The 15,076-nt window shown below is 61.3% G+C and carries 11 protein-coding genes and 1 tRNA gene; 1 reads left to right on the plus strand and 11 read right to left on the minus strand.

Features of this window, described 5'->3' with window-relative positions; translation table 11 throughout:
* Nucleotides 1-106: 106 nt before the first annotated feature.
* The 10 genes from cls to OE747_RS14085 form a co-directional block, all read right to left on the minus strand.
* A complete protein-coding gene (gene cls / locus OE747_RS14040; RefSeq protein WP_263829203.1) occupies nt 107-1,537 on the minus strand; it encodes a cardiolipin synthase in 1,431 nt (476 codons plus the stop codon).
* 205 nt (nt 1,538-1,742) lie between these two features.
* Nucleotides 1,743-5,198 carry an indolepyruvate ferredoxin oxidoreductase family protein gene (locus OE747_RS14045; RefSeq protein ID WP_263829204.1) on the minus strand — a complete coding sequence of 1,152 codons (3,456 nt, stop codon included), beginning with the start codon at nt 5,196-5,198 and terminating at the stop codon, nt 1,743-1,745.
* A gap of 151 nt (nt 5,199-5,349) precedes the next feature.
* Nucleotides 5,350-6,735, minus strand: coding sequence for an FAD-binding oxidoreductase (locus OE747_RS14050; RefSeq protein ID WP_263829205.1), 1,386 nt, complete (start codon nt 6,733-6,735; stop codon nt 5,350-5,352).
* 3 nt (nt 6,736-6,738) lie between these two features.
* Nucleotides 6,739-7,143 (minus strand): RidA family protein, encoded by a 405-nt coding sequence (locus OE747_RS14055; RefSeq protein ID WP_263829206.1) that lies wholly within the window; start codon nt 7,141-7,143, stop codon nt 6,739-6,741.
* 11 nt (nt 7,144-7,154) lie between these two features.
* Nucleotides 7,155-8,603 carry a M81 family metallopeptidase gene (locus tag OE747_RS14060; protein WP_263829207.1) on the minus strand — a complete coding sequence of 483 codons (1,449 nt, stop codon included), beginning with the start codon at nt 8,601-8,603 and terminating at the stop codon, nt 7,155-7,157.
* A gap of 31 nt (nt 8,604-8,634) precedes the next feature.
* Nucleotides 8,635-10,083, minus strand: a complete 1,449-nt coding sequence (locus tag OE747_RS14065) for a M81 family metallopeptidase (RefSeq protein WP_263829208.1) — start codon at nt 10,081-10,083, stop codon at nt 8,635-8,637.
* Nucleotide 10,084: 1 nt separating this feature from the next.
* Nucleotides 10,085-10,606, minus strand: a complete 522-nt coding sequence (locus OE747_RS14070; RefSeq protein WP_234164020.1) for a TRAP transporter small permease — start codon at nt 10,604-10,606, stop codon at nt 10,085-10,087.
* 4 nt (nt 10,607-10,610) lie between these two features.
* The gene (locus OE747_RS14075) at nt 10,611-11,585 is read right to left on the minus strand and encodes a TRAP transporter substrate-binding protein (protein ID WP_234164023.1); all 975 of its coding nucleotides are present in this window, start codon (nt 11,583-11,585) and stop codon (nt 10,611-10,613) included.
* A 45-nt stretch (nt 11,586-11,630) separates the two neighbouring features.
* On the minus strand, nt 11,631-12,914 hold the full coding sequence (locus OE747_RS14080; RefSeq protein WP_234164024.1) for a TRAP transporter large permease: 1,284 nt from the start codon (nt 12,912-12,914) through the stop codon (nt 11,631-11,633).
* Nucleotides 12,911-14,053, minus strand: coding sequence for an NAD(P)/FAD-dependent oxidoreductase (locus OE747_RS14085; RefSeq protein WP_234164026.1), 1,143 nt, complete (start codon nt 14,051-14,053; stop codon nt 12,911-12,913). Before OE747_RS14085 ends, OE747_RS14080 begins: the two co-directional genes overlap by 4 nt.
* Before the next feature lie 99 nt (nt 14,054-14,152).
* Here OE747_RS14085 and OE747_RS14090 point away from each other — a divergent pair, with 99 nt between their 5' ends.
* The gene (locus OE747_RS14090) at nt 14,153-14,755 is read left to right on the plus strand and encodes a helix-turn-helix domain-containing protein (RefSeq protein ID WP_263829209.1); all 603 of its coding nucleotides are present in this window, start codon (nt 14,153-14,155) and stop codon (nt 14,753-14,755) included.
* Nucleotides 14,756-14,999: 244 nt separating this feature from the next.
* On the opposite strand, the gene OE747_RS14095 is transcribed toward OE747_RS14090, so the two are convergent.
* Nucleotides 15,000-15,076, minus strand: a tRNA-Met gene (locus OE747_RS14095).

The raw sequence follows: 15,076 nt of genomic DNA on the forward strand, positions 1-15,076 counted from the left end.
CCAAACGGTTGATCTACAGTCCGCTCAGTTTCCGATGCCCGAAGGAAGCTTCGCGTTGCAGATCGGTGACCTGATCTCTCAACCCGCGGCAGTTAAGGGTCGGTGGTCAAAGAACTGGCCCGACGGTTGCCAAAGCGTTGTTCCAAAGCCGTTCGTGCCAAGGCCAGCCCTGTACCTGCTCCAGGGTGACCGCCATGCTTGCGGCTATGTATAGCTTCTGGCGCGCAAGCATGTCAGCGGTCAGCCTAGTGTCATGGAAAAGGATGTTGTTTTCGTAGTTCAGGTCGAAGCTGCGCCGGTCCATGTTCGCCGACCCGATCAGCGTTATCTCGCCGTCCACGGTCATGGATTTCGTGTGCAGAAGGCCGGGTTGAAATTCGTAGATCTTTACGCCTGCGGTCAGCAGATCCTCGTAATAGGACCGGCTCGTCGCGCCAACCGCGAAATCGTCGTTGCGTGCCGGGAACACGATGGTGACATCGACACCCCGGTTGGCCGCGGCACAGAGAGCCGCCTGAATTGCCTCGGTCGGCACATAGTAGGGCGTCGTGATGACAAGCTGTCGCCGTGCCGTGTACATGATGCTCTCGAACATCTCGGGCATCGCAGAATTTCGTACTGTCGGCCCCGTCGCCACCACCTGTGCGGTGAAGCCAGGCGTTTGCGGGCCCAACGGCGCGTCGAGGACATCGCTGATATCCTCGTCGAAGTTGGCCATCCAGTCGCTGGCGAAGAGGTGCTGCGCCTGTCGCACCACTGGCCCCTCGAACCGCATGACCGCATCAACCCAAGGCGCGTATTTCGCCTTGGGGCGAAAGGCGGGGTCGGCGCAGTTCTGGCTGCCGCAGTAGGTGACGCGGTTGTCGATCACCAGGATCTTGCGATGGTCTCGAAGATCGACCCGGCCGTCGAAAACCCGCCAGAGCGGATTGCCTATCTTCAAGGCACGGGCCAACTTCACACCCGCATAGCCCATCGCCTCCCAATGCGGACTTCGGATCAGGTCCCGCGAGCCGAGATCGTCAACCATGGCGCGGCAGGTCACACCGCGCGCCGCCGCGCGCTTCAGGGCCTCGACCATCTTGCCGCCGTTACCGTCAGGTAGCCAGATGTAGAACATCAGATGGACGTGGTCCTGAGCCCCGTCGATATCGGCGATCATCTCGTCGATCGCAGCATCGGAATCTTTCATCAACCTCGCCCGGTTTCCGCCAACAGGGTCGTATCCGCTGATCGAGCGGCCAATGTTGAATAGCTGCGCGTATCGGTCCGGGACAGGGGTCGCGAGAACCTCGTTTTGCGCCGGTTCGGGTCCCGGTGGCTTCGGAAGTTCCCGAAGAACTTGTCTCAGTCGCTCTACACGCTTTCGGCCAATGCTCGTTTCGCCAAGGAGCAGGTAAGCGACAACGCCCGCGACCGGCAGCGCGAAAAGCACCGCCAACCATGCGACGCGCGCAGACGGGTCACGGTGCGGCCGCAGAAGAACGCGCGCCGCGCAGGCAAGTACCATGGCATAGTGCAGGGCGATCCAGATCATAGGCTCGTGCCTCCTCGCTTGCGCCAGATGCTGCAAATGCCGCCCGTGCGCGAATGCGAAACTTCTCCCAGCCGAAATCAGTCTGACGCTGCCAGTGGCCGAACTCTTCCGGTTGGGTGCCGGTAGCCGACCGCAACGCCCGCGCACCGATGTTTGTCTTGCCGGGTGTGACCTTGTCTAACCTACGTTGCATACAGTGTTATTGTCACGCTGCATTTGCGGTCGGGTTGGTGACCGCGGCCTTCAACGCGGTGCGGCGCTTCCTGGCCGCGGCGGCGTGGCGCTCGCGCACGTGGCCGTAACCTCGGATATGCTCGGGCAGGTCCAGCAATTCGGTGATCTGGTCAGCCGAAGCCGGTGAGGAATTGGCCAACGCGAATTCGATATCTTCGCGGTAGTCGGCCAGCAGCCTGCGGGCAAGCCGCGCCTCTTCCGAGTTGCGGAAGGGATCCAGAAGCGTGCCGCGCAGTCCGCGCATCCGGTTCATCAGGTTGAAGAAGCGTATGGCCGTCTTGCCCCTGACCGCGCCCTTGACCATCTTTCCGGTCTTCTCGTCGCGCCCGCCATAGGGCCAGGCGCCAAAGTAGAAGGTCAGGTCCAGATCGCCATCAAAGGTCTGCGACAGGGCGTTCTTGAACGAAGGCTTGCCGTAGAGGCGCGCGACCTCCCACTCGTCCTTTACCGCCATCAGCTTGTAAAGACCGCGCGCAACCGCCATAACCGCCGTGTCGCCAAGGCCCGCTGCCCTGACCTTTTCGACCGTATCGCTGTAACTGCGGGCGAATTCCGCATCCTTGTAAGCGGTCAATTCTTCGACACGTCGGACCACAACCTCCTGCAACGTCGGCGCCCGGTGTGCCTCCAGCAGGATCGGCGCGGTCTCGCCGGCAAGGGCGCGCACCGCCTCCGGATCGGCAAAGGCAAGGCGGCCAAGGTCGAACGCCTGCTTGTTGCGCGCGACTGAGACACCGTTGAGTTCGATTGCCCGGTGAATTGCGGCCAGCGACAGCGGGATGCCACCCTGCTGCCACGAGGCGCCCATCAGCAGCATGTTGGCAAACACCCGGTCGCCCACGACCCGTTCGGCGAGGTCCTGTGCGTTCATCCCGTGCGCTCGCTCGCCCAGAACCCGGTGCAGCCGCTCGAACTGCTCGCTGCCGTTCAGATGCCAGTCAGGGTTCCTGGAGAACTCGGCCGTCGGCACCAGGCTGGCATCCGTTACCGCCACGGACTTGCCCGGCGTCAGCTTGGAGAGGGCCTCGTCCCCCGCCGCGACCACGAGGTCACAGCCGATCAGCGCATCCGCTTCGCCCATCGCGATCCGAGTCGCGCGCATCTGGTCGGGGCTGACCGCCAGCTTGATATGGCTGTGCACCGCGCCGTATTTCTGCGCCAGCCCGGTGATGTCGAGATTGGACGAGAAATAGCCATCCGCATGGGCGGCCACGGCCAGCGTCTGACCGATGGTCACCACCCCTGCCCCGCCGATACCGGAAACGAGGATCGACCAGGACCCGTCGATATCACGCTGGGCGGGCATCGGCAGGTGGCTCACATCAATCGCGAAGTCGGCCTTTTTCGCCTTGCGCGGCGTGGCCCCTGAGACCGTCACGAAGGACGGGCAGAACCCCTCGACGCAGGAGAAGTCCTTGTTGCACGAGGACTGGTTGATCACGCGCTTGCGCCCGAACTCGGTTTCCAGCGGTTCGATCGCCATGCAGCCCGACACGGTCGAACAGTCGCCGCATCCCTCGCAGACTTCGGGGTTGATGAACACCCGCTTGTCCGGGTCCACCCATTTGCCGCGCCTGCGCAGGCGGCGGCGCTCGGTGGCGCAGGGCTGATCGTAGATGATCACCGAAACGCCCTTGTGGGTGCGGATGTCCTTCTGAACCATCTCCAGTTCGGCGCGCGGATGCAGCGTGACCCCGACGCCCAGCGACTTGCCTTCATATTTCTCGGGCTCGTCGGTGACCAGCGCGATGCGCTCCACTCCTTCGGCGCGGACCTGATCGATCATCTGCAGGGGCGAGAGGTCGCCATCATGCGGCTGCCCGCCGGTCATCGACACGAACCCGTTGTGCAAGAGCTTGTAGGTCATCGTGGCCTTGGCCGCGACGGCCGCCCGGATCGCCATCATCCCGGAGTGGAAATAGGTGCCGTCGCCCATGTTGGCAAAGACATGCTGCTCGTCGGTGAACGGGAATTGTCCCAGCCAGAGCGCGCCTTCGCCGCCCATGTGGCTAATTGAGTTGGTGGTCGTCGGATCGCGCATGACCGCCATCGTATGACAGCCGATCCCTGCCAGCGCCCGGCTTCCCGCCACGACCTGGGTCGAGCGTCCATGCGGGCAACCCGCGCAGAAGGAAGGCGGGCGGATCGTGCCGCCGCCAAGGGCGGGTGGCGCATCCGGGCGGTTCGGCATCGAGATGCCGCATTCGGGGTCGGCTTCATTGGCGACGCGCACCAGAACCCGCGTCACAAGGTTGGGATCGATTTCACCGGTCTTTGGAAAGGCGCAATCCTCTACCGCCGCCGTGTAGGCATGGCCATGGAAGGTCTTGCCCACGATGCGCGGGTTCAGGCCCGAACCGTATAGGATCGACCGGATCTGGTCTTCGAGCAGCGGGCGCTTTTCCTCGACGACGAGGATGGTTTGCAGCCCTTCGGCAAACTGGCGGATTTCCGCGTCATCCAGTGGCCAGACCATGCCCAGTTTCAACCGGCGCACTTCCATGTTGCCAATCTTGCCATTGCGGTAGCCAAGCCCTGCCAGCGCCTGGTTCAGATCCTGCCAGGCCTTGCCCGCCGCCACGATCCCGATCCGCGCCGTCGCCGGACCATCATGCCGGTTCAGGCCATTGGCCCGGGCATAGGCCAGCACCTTGCCCAGCTTGACGTCCCACAGAAGCCGCTCCTGATCGAGAATCGGCACGAAGGGCTTGATCGCGGTATCCGGGCCGCTGTCTTCGGGCAAGGTGATCTTCGGGCTGTCGGGCGCCACATGAACCGAACCACCGCCCTCGACCACGTCGGTCACCAGCTTCATGCCCACGATGGTCGAGCTGAACCGGCTCATCGCGATCCCGTGCAGGCCGAAATCCAGCACATCCTGCGCATTCGCCGGCGCCAGCAGCGGCATGCCGAGCGAGGCGAAATTCATGTCCGAATAGCAGGCCACCGTCGAAGACTTGGCCCCGTGGTCATCCCCCACCAGCAAGAGCGAGCCACCCTTCGGGTTGGTTCCGGCCAGGTTGGCGTGTCGCAACGGATCCATCGAACGATCCATACCCGGCGCCTTGCCGTACCAGATCGAAAAGACCCCATCGACCTTGGCTCCGGGGAACAGCCCGACCATCTGGGACCCCCATGTCGCCGTGGCGGCAAGGTCTTCGTTCACACCGGGTTGGAAGTAGATGTTGTTTTCCTTCAGCACCTTGGCCGCCTGCCAGAGGCTCATGTCATAAGTGCCAACCGGAGAGCCGCGATAGCCCGAAATGTAGCCGCCCGTGTTCAGGCCCGCGGCCACATCCCGCTTTCGCTGCTGGATCGGCAACCGCACCAGGGCCTGCATGCCGGTCATGTAAACCCAACCCTCCTCCTGATGCAGCCGGTCCTCCAGCGTCATTTCAAGGCGTTTTACGGAGAGGTGCTTGTTCATTGGTGCGTTCCTTTCGCAGCCGGGTCACGTGACAAGTTCCGTGATAGCAATTCGACGAACCGGAAGATTCATCCACGGCTTCAGATTGGGCCAAACCATTTGACCGTGTGTCTCAGTTTTTCAGGGTTCCAGAATACCATTCCGAGCCATCTCATCCGACCGGTTCAATCGTCTTGCCCGGGTTCAGGATACTATCCGGATCCAGCACGTTGCGGATGGTTTGCATGAGGGAGATGGCCGACGAGGTTTTCCCCATTTCGAACCAGGGCAACTTGTCCATCCCTATGCCGTGCTCAGCCGAGATGCTTCCATTCATCACCGTGACCCTATTATAGACGATATTACTGATGTCGGCCTTATGGGAGATCGTATCCTGACCGATACTCACGACGATATGCAGGTTGTTGTCGCCCATGTGCCCGAAGCGCGCAAATCGGGTTTTCGGCCATCGAGTGGTCAGTGTCGTCTCCAGTTCCTGGACACAAAGCTCCATCTTTGAAACCGGCAGCGAAACATCAAAAGCCAGAAAAGGAGACAAGTTTCGAATGATAGCATCTATGTCGTTGCGGATTGCCCACATGTCCCGTCGATCCGCTTCGGACGCGGCGATGGCCATATCCTCGACAAGGCCATCTTGATACAGCGCGGCCATCGCGGTTTCAAAGGCTTCCGGATCGCGGGCGGTCCCTGCTTCGCTTTCGAACAGAAGATAGATGCCAGAGGCAACCGGGAGCGGAAGCCGCCCGGTCCTGTGACGTGTCGCTATTTCATAGAATTCCGGCCACATCACCTCGAACGCGGTCAGATCGTTGCCCAACGCCGCTTCGACCCGATGCCGCACCTCAAGGGCCGAGGCAAAATCGGGAACCAGTGCAAAAGCGGTGTTGACATTCGGCAGTTGCGGGCGAAGCCGCAATTGAGCGCGGGTAACGATGCCAAGCGTCCCTTCGGCACCGATGAACAGATGCTTGAGGTCGTAGCCGGTATTGTTCTTGATCATGGCGTTGGACAGATCGAGGATCTGACCCGAGGCGGTGACAACCTCCAAGCCCAGGACCTGCTCGCGCATCATGCCAAAGCGAAACGCTTTTTCTCCCCCGGCATCGGTCGAGATCAACCCGCCGACCGTTGCGCTGCCTCGGGAACCAAGGTCCATCGGGAAAGAGAGGCCTGCGTCTTCTGCGGCCTGTTGCAGGTTCTGCAAAACCACCCCGGCCTGAACCGTCGCCACGCGGTTGACGGGATCGATGCTTTCGATCTGGTTCATCAGTTCCAGCGACAGGTACAATTCCTTGCCCGTATGGCGAAGGCCGCCGACCAGCCCCGTGCTGCCGCCCATCGGGATGACAGGCGTCTTGTGGGCCGAGCAGATTTCGAGGGCCTTGGCCAATTCCTCGGTATCGCGCGGACGCAGGATAGGGACAGGTGGCATTGCCTCGCCAGTGACCGAGATCAGACGACCCTCCGCATCTTCAGGCCTAACTATGCGGTCTTTGCCAATTTGTTTCGAAATGGTTTCGCAAACCGTTGTCCACATGGGTCAGCTTTTCTTGTCAGTCTCTGGGATCGCTGCGACAGCTTCGATCTCGACCAATGCACCGGGGATAGCCAGGGCAGAAGTCACTGTCGAACGCGCGGGGAAGGCATCTCCGAACGCTTCGGCATAGGCCGTGTTGAATTCCGCGAAGTTTGCTAGGTCGGTCAGCCAGACGGTTGTCTTGGCGACGTCGGCCAGGGTCGCTCCTGCCTCGGCCAGAACGGCTTTGAGATTGGCGATGGCTTGGCGGGTCTGCGCCCCGACGCCGCCATCGACAGGTTTGAAACTGGCATCAACACCCAGCGCACCCGAGCAGAAGATCAGGTTTCCGACGCGGGTTGCCGGAACCAGTGGAACCTTGGCTCCGTTCTGCAGGACGGGGGGGAGACCGATGCGGTGAACTGTCATTGCTTGATCCTTCAGTTGAACGGGTTTTCGACCTTGGGCCAGAAGTTGCCATCGCGCTTGGTAAAGGGAATGATGGTCATGTCGGGTGTCACGGTGCCGGGGGTGCGCACATGGACCACCTGCGGGCTGATCCGCTCGAAATTCTGATAGAAATGGTTGGTCGATTTCGGGATCAGGGCGCGCATCTGGGTGATGTCGATGCCCAGATCGGTATAGACCGAGGGCGAGAAATTCTGCGTGCGCAGCGAGGACACGATCAGGTGCACGCCGTCGGCATCAAGCCAGACACCGGTGCCCATGGGCATATCGGTTTCGCCCAGTTTCTGTGTCATGTTCTCGCGGATGGCGCGGACGGTCACATCCAGATCCACCGCATCACCCGATTCCTTGCAGATCTTGCCGCCAAGGCGCACCCGCAAGCGCGCACCGACACCGGCATCCTGGCACATGGTCACCAGCACAGGATCCCAGAAGATGCCGTGGGCAATATCCTTCATCCCGCGCCGGAGGATCTCTTGCAGGAAGAAGGTGGAATCCGCAGGCGCGCCACCGCCGGCATTGTCCCCCATGTCCGCCAGCGCGATCGGGCCGTGATTTGCCGCAGATACGATATCGAGCGCCGCCGAAATATCGGGATAGTTCATCCGCAACCCATCGCGGATATTCCAAAGCTTGTCCGCAAACTCCTTGGCAACGCGCGCGGCCTTGTCTGCATCTCCATCTGCGATAACCAGCGTTTTTGCACCGACGTCTGCCACATCGGCCCAGGGAAACCCATGGGTCAGTGAGACCGATAGGATACCATCCTTGCCCTCGGCGTCCTTCATGGCCTGCACATAGGTCTTGGCAGGCTCTTTCATGGTCTCGATGATCGTCAGCATCCGGCAGTCCTGCGCCCGCATCACCGGCTTGGTCTTGCCCTCGGCGGCGTCGGCGGCCATCACGAACAGCTCGCGCGCGCGCTCGGGCGCATCGACATGCGGGTATTCCTTGAAGTTGATGATCAACGTCGCGTTGTCCAGCATCGTCTGAGTCAGGTGGTTGTGCGGGTCAAGCTCCAGCCCGATCACCTTGTCCGGCCCCATGATCGCGCGGGCGCGCGCCATCATGTCTCCTTCGCAATCGTCATAACCGTCGGCGACCATAGCGCCGTGCATCGACATCAACAGGACATCGGGTTGATACCGTTCAATATCGGCGAGGATCTCGTCGCGGAAACCTTCGTAGACCGCGCGCACAGTCGGGCCCGCCGGCTGCGCCGCAGCGGTCAGGCTTTCGATGACCTCCCAGCCTTTTTCCTCTGCCATACGGCACCATTCGTGCAGGGGCGCGCTGAACAGCATGGCGGGCTGGCGCGTCGCCTCGCGCGAGACCATGCCGGCCTCGAAAGCGAGCAGGCCAGTCGGCATCGGTGAAAACGTATTGGTTTCGGTTGCCAGGCAGGCAATGAGCAGTTTCACGGCAGTCGGTCCTCGGTCTTATGCGATGCGATCAGGCGAAGGGGTTTTCGACCCTGGGCCAGAAGTTTCCGTCACGCTTGGTGAAAGGAATATTCGGGATGTCCGGCGTAACTGCTCCGGGCGATCCGACATGGATTACCTGCGCGCTGACGCGGTCGAAATTCTGGTAGAAATGGTTCGTGGACTTCGGGATCATGATCCGCAGGCGCCCGATATCCAACCCGAGATCTGAGAAGACCGATGGCGAATAACACTGTGCGCGCTTGGACGACAGGATCAGGTGAACACCATCGGCCTCCAGCCAAACGCCCGTGCCCATCGACATCGACATTTCATTTACCGTCTGAAACATGTTCTCGCGAATGCCGCGCACGGTAACGTCGAGATCTATCGCCTCGCCCGACTCGGCGCATATCTTGCCACCGATCCGAACCCGCATTTGGGCGCCGACGCCCGCGTCCTGGCACATGGCCACAAGCACGGGATCCCAGAACTGTGCGAGGCCGACATCCTTTATCCCGCGCCTGAGAATTTCCTTAAGAAAATAGGTGGAATCCGAGGGCGCGCCGCCTCCGGCATTGTCACCCATGTCCGCCAATGTGACGGGAAACTCGTTGGCTGCTTCGGCCATGTCGAGCGCGGTGGAAACATCAGGGTAGTCCAGACGCAAGCCATCGCGGATATCCCAAAGCCGGGCGGCGAATTCTTCGGCGACACTTGCCGCCTTGTCCGCATCACCGTCGGCGATCACCAGTGTCTTGGCCCCGACATCGGCCACGTCCCCCCAGGGAAATCCATGCGTGAGGGAAACCGACAGGATGCCACCCTTACCCTCGGCGTCTTTCATCGCCTGCACAAAGGATTTGCCCGGTTCCGTCAGGGTTCGGATGATGGTCAGCATTCGACAGTCATGCGCGCGCATCACCGGACGCGTCTGTCCTTCGGCGGCGTCAGCAGCCATGTTGAACAGTTCGACCGCGCGGTCCGCAGGGTCGATATGGGGATATTCCTTGTAGTTGACGATCAGGGTCGCGTTGTCGAGCATGGCCTGGGTCAGGTGGTTGTGCGGATCGAGTTCAAGCCCGATCACCTTGTCCCTGCCCATGATGGTCCGCGCGCGCTGCATCATGTCACCTTCGCAATCGTCATAGCCGTCCGCGATCATCGCCCCGTGCATGTTGATCAGGAAGATGTCCGGTCTTTGCGCTTCGAGGTCGCGCAGAATCTCGTCGCGAAACTCTTCGTAGACCGCGCGGGTCGTCAGCCCCGCGGGCTGCGCCGCCGCGGTCAGACTTTCGGCGACGTCCCAGCCCCGTTCCTGCGCCATGCGGCGCCAGACATGCAGCGACACATTGTGCATGCGTGGCTCTGCCGTGCTTCCCTCCCGCGTAAGAAGCTGTGCTTCGAAGGCAAGCCGTCCGGTCGGGATCGGCGAGAAACTGTTGGTTTCCGTGGTCAGCGCCGCAATCATCAGCTTCATGTCATGTCTCTTTCGGCTGCATCAGTGCTGTCGAAAGATTTGCCAGCAAGTGAAGCATGATCAGGCCAAAGCCGATTGGAATGGCCATTGCGAAAACGGACATCGGTACGTCGAGGGTTTCCGCCGTGACCCGCGCGTTTCGGGCGATATACCCTGAGGCAATCTTTCCGTTCAGCCCGTAGAGGCTGTACCAAAGGATCGGCGCGACAAAGATGAACGCGCCGATCGCACGCACCACCGCATAGACGCGGCCCACCCCGTCAGTACGCTCGCGCGCGGCGGGGAACAGCGACGGATCGACCCGGAACCGGAAGGCACAGGATGCGCCGAGCAATCCGGCCCAGACCATGAGGTAGCGTGCAAGCTCCTCTGTCCAGGCCGGCGGTTGATCGAGAAGATAGCGCGCGGCGGCCTGCCATCCCGCGATCAGCACCAGCGAAGCCACCGCCAGCACCGCGCCCCAAAGGGCAACGCGGTTCAGGAAAGCCGAAAAGCGATCAAGCCAGGAAACCGCCGCGCGCATCGTATTATTCTCCGATCGCAGCCTGCCAGGCGGCCAACGCGCCTTCGGGCAGGGGCACCATGTTGTGCAGGGGCGCGCTCAGTGCCTTGAATTCGGCCCAGGCTTCAGGGGTCAGTTCGGTCACCTCGATGCCGGCTTCGCGCAGCTTGTCCATCTCGGCCGACCGGGTCGCGAGCCACGCGCGGTTAGCCTCGGTGGCGGCCTTGGCAGCGTCCATTACGATCGCCTGCTGTTCGGCCGAAAGCCCCTGGTACCAGTCCTCGGACACGATGATGGTGCGGCTTCCCAATCCGACCTTGGCGTTGGTGAAATACTTGATGAACCCGGTATGCCCGAACATGATCGGAACCATCGGAGGGTTGATGTAGCCATCCGCGATGCCGGTCTGAAGAGCGTTGGGCACTTCGTCCCATGCCACGATGGTGCCGTTGGTGCCCCAGAGCTTGTAGACGCCGATCTGGTTTTCATCCAGAGCCCGCATCCGCAGATCGGCGAGATCAGCCGCTTTTTCGACAGGGTGCTTGGTGTTGAAGATCCCGGCGGCAGACCCCAGCGCGGCCATGCCGATGACGCGCACGCCTTGCGGAACTGTGCCTGCGTTGATCTTGTCCATCATGCCGTTGGCAAGACCGCGATCCAGGCTTTGCCAATCCGGGAAGAGATAGGGCAGCGTGGTCGGAATGAGGTGCCCGTCCAGGGCGCCGACGCCCTTGGTGTCGGACAGGGACACTTCGAGCAGCCCTTGCTGCACCTGGTCCATCTTCTCGGCCTCGCCACCTAGCGCGCCGCGTTCGTATTCCACGGCTTCCATGCCGTTGGCATTGAGGTATTCCGAGAACGCATTCGCCCAGACATAGGATCCGGAGTTTTCCAGGTCCTTGGCTGAATCGAGCGCGATCTTGATCTCTGCCGATACGGGGCCGGCGATTGCCAGGGTCAGCGTGAGGCAGGCGGGCCCCACAAGCTTCATGAACGACATTCTAGTTCCTCCTCTTTTTTCCCCCTGCTTTCGGGGAATTTGTTTTCAGTTCCACAATCCAAACGCGCGCGGCAGGTAGAGGCTGATCTCGGGGACGAAGACCAACACCCCCAGCACCAGAATTTCGACCAGCACGAACGGGATGACAGCGCGGGCCAGGGTCCAGTAGTTCAGCCCCGTGACCGTCGAGACGATCAGCAGGCAGCCGCCCATCGGTGGCGACACCAGGCCAATGGTCAGGTTGAAGCAGATCACGATACCCAAGTGCACCGGGTCTGCCCCGTTGGCCAAGGCGACCGGCGCTACAAGTGGAACCAGCAGGGCCAGCGCCATGGGGATGTCCAGAAACATGCCCGCCAAGATGAAGAGCAGATTCATCGCCAGCATGAAGCCGACAGGTCCCAGTCCCAGATCGGTGATCAGGGCCGAGATCGCCTGCGGCACCTTTTCCAGCGATGCCAGATGGCCAAAAGCGGCGATGGCGCACAGAACCACAAAAATGGAGCCGGTCAGCATCGCGGTGCGGCGAAGACTTTCGACCACGTCCTCGAGTTTCAGCCCCTCGTAGAAGATGGCGGCCAGGGCAGCGACGATGACGGCGACGGCGGCGGCCTCTGTCGGCGTCATCCAGCCCAGAACGATCCCGCCCACGATGATCAGGGGCAGCAAGAGCGCGGGCAAGGCCCGGGCGATTGCAGGCAGGATCGGCGGCGCCTCTCCCTTTTCGATACGGGGATGGTCATCGCGCACCGCGTAGTACCCGTTGAGGGCAAACAGAGCGCAGGCAAGCAAAAGGCCGGGAAGGATGCCGGCCACGAACAGGGCGGCCACCGAGGTCTGCATGATCGCGCCATAGAAGATCAGGATGATCGACGGGGGAACGATCGGGCCAATGATCGAAGAGGCCGCGGTGATCGCCCCGGCATAGAGGCGTGTATAGCCGCGTTGTTCCATTGCAGGCACAAGGGTGTTCGACAGCGAGGCGGCGTCGGCAACCGCCGAACCGCTGATCCCGGCAAAGAATACCGAGGTCATGATGTTTACGTGCCCCAGTCCCCCGCGAATGCGCCCGACCATGGCCATGGAGACATCGATCAGCGCCTTGGTCACGCCGCCTCGGTTCATCAACTCGCCTGCGAGGATGAAAAGTGGCATCGACAACAATGCGAAAACGCTGATCTGCGAAAAGACCTTTTGCGGCAGAATGGCAAGGTAGCGGGCGTTTTCGGTCATCAGGAACGAGACGACCGCCGTGGCCCCGACCACATAGGCCAGCCCCAATCCCGATGCGAGCAGGACTGCAAGCAATATCGGAACCAACCAGATCATGCTCCGATCCCTTTGCGCCCGGGCCGGATGCTATCCGGTTTCAGGTTTTCAGCTTGAATGTGTCCGGGAATTTCCAGCCCCATAACCTCGGCCGCGGCCAGTTGCGCCAGGGCGGGAGCGGACTGGATCCCATATCCGCCCTGCCCGGCCAGCCAGTAGAAGCCGTCGACCTGGCGCGAAAAACCGACGACCGGGCATTTGTCCGCCACGAAGCTGCGCAACCCGGCCCAGGAGTTCTCGATCCGTCGCACCGAAATTTCAAAGGCGCGTTCGATCCGGTCGACGCAGATCGCGATGTCCATCTCGTCAGGCTGCACATCGCAAGGCGGTTCGGGGTCTTCGTTCGCAGGCGAAACCAGAAGTTTGCCTGCGTCCGGTTTCAGGTAGAACTGCTCGTCGACATCAACCACAAGGGGCAATCCATGCACGTCGCACCCTTGGGGTGCCGCGATCATCAAGGCCGAGCGACGTTTGGGGACAAGGCCGATACGCTCGGCCCCGGCCAGCCTGCCCACTTCGTCGACCCATGCCCCGGCGGCATTGATGACGACACGCGCCGTTACTTCGGAGCTCCCGGTCTGGATCTTCCAGCCGTCCCCGGTTTTCCCAAGCGCAGTGACCGGAGCACGGGTCAGCAAGGTGCCTCCGCTGGCCTTGAAGCGCCGCAGGTAGCCCTGATGTAATGCGGCCACGTCGATCTCTGAGGTCCCGTGGTCCCACAAGGCCCCTATTGCGTAACCTTCGCGCAGAAGCGGAAGGCGGGCTTGAAGGTCCTCGGCGTCGATGCGCGTGACGGTGGATGCATCGACCAGTTCGTGCTGCATCGCGTCGAGACTGTTCTTCTGATCTTCGCGTGCCACAAAGGCCGCGGCGATCGGCTTGAGAAGGTCCTGGTCGGTGAACCCCTGCGGCGGGTTCTGGAAAAAATCCAGCGATGCCCGCGTCAGCGCGCGGATCGGCTGCGGACCATAGATGGGCGCGTAGACCGCCGCGGATCGGCCGGTCGTGTGGTACCCCGGCTGGCTTTCCTGTTCGATAAGAACGACCCGCCCCGATGCGGCGAGTTCCGCCGCGACCGAGGCCCCGGCGATGCCCGCGCCAATGACGGCAAAATCACAATCTGATGACGAATTCGGCACGCTTCACAGTCCCAGGGTCGGTTTCATTTTCAATTTCGGTATCAAGACGCTACAATATTTTCCAATAGGAAAACAACGGAAATTTTCCAATAGGAAAAAATGCAGAAAATTCTGAACGATCTCGAGCCCAGTCCCACCGCGACCGAAACCAGTCTGGGAGCGCGTGTCCGGCAAATCAGGAAGACGCGGAAGTGGACCTTGAAAGAACTGTCCGATCGAACCGGCCTTGCGATTTCGACGATTTCCAAGATGGAACGTGGCGAGATTTCATTGACTTATGATCGCTTCATGCGGCTCGCCCAAGGGCTCGGGCTGGACGTGGGCGAGCTTTTCGATGCCGAGGCGGAAGGTTTCGCACATGGGACAATCACGGTCACACGCGCGGGCGAAGCACCGATCCATCGTTCCGCCACTTACGACTATGACATGCTGGCGTCGGACGTGAGCGGCAAGCACATGGTGCCCATGGTCGGGCGAATCAAGGCGCATAGTTTCGCGGCCTTCGAAGACTTCATCTCTCACCCAGGCGAAGAGTTCATCTATGTACTCGCAGGAGAGGTCACCGTTTTCCTCAAGGGGCGCGATGCGATTACCCTCGGGCGAGGCGACAGCATCTATTTCGACAGCGGTATCGGCCATGCCTATGTCTCGGCCGGAGATCAGGATGCGATGGTTTTGGGGGTGTGTTGGAAGCCGACGTGAACCAACGGGAAAGGTGTCACTTGCGGACGAATATAGCCCCCGCCTGATCGCAATTGCCTGATTGGGTCTGGTTCGGCGATCACGATTGCTGACGGATAACCGGCTTTCTTGTGCGGCCCGATATTTCGTCGCCGCGAGCCCGAAGGGCGGCCTCGCCGAATGTTGACTGAGCGTTGACAAGAATTGGTGATGGTGGAGGCTGAACGGTTGATCGCCTCGTAACGCATTGATAAATTTTGTGATTTGGTTGCGGGAGCAGGATTTGAACCTGCGACCTTCAGGTTATGAGCCTGACGAGCTACCTGGCTGCTCCATCCCGCG

Source organism: Ruegeria aquimaris (genome assembly GCF_025751555.1).
Taxonomy (GTDB): domain Bacteria; phylum Pseudomonadota; class Alphaproteobacteria; order Rhodobacterales; family Rhodobacteraceae; genus Ruegeria_B; species Ruegeria_B aquimaris.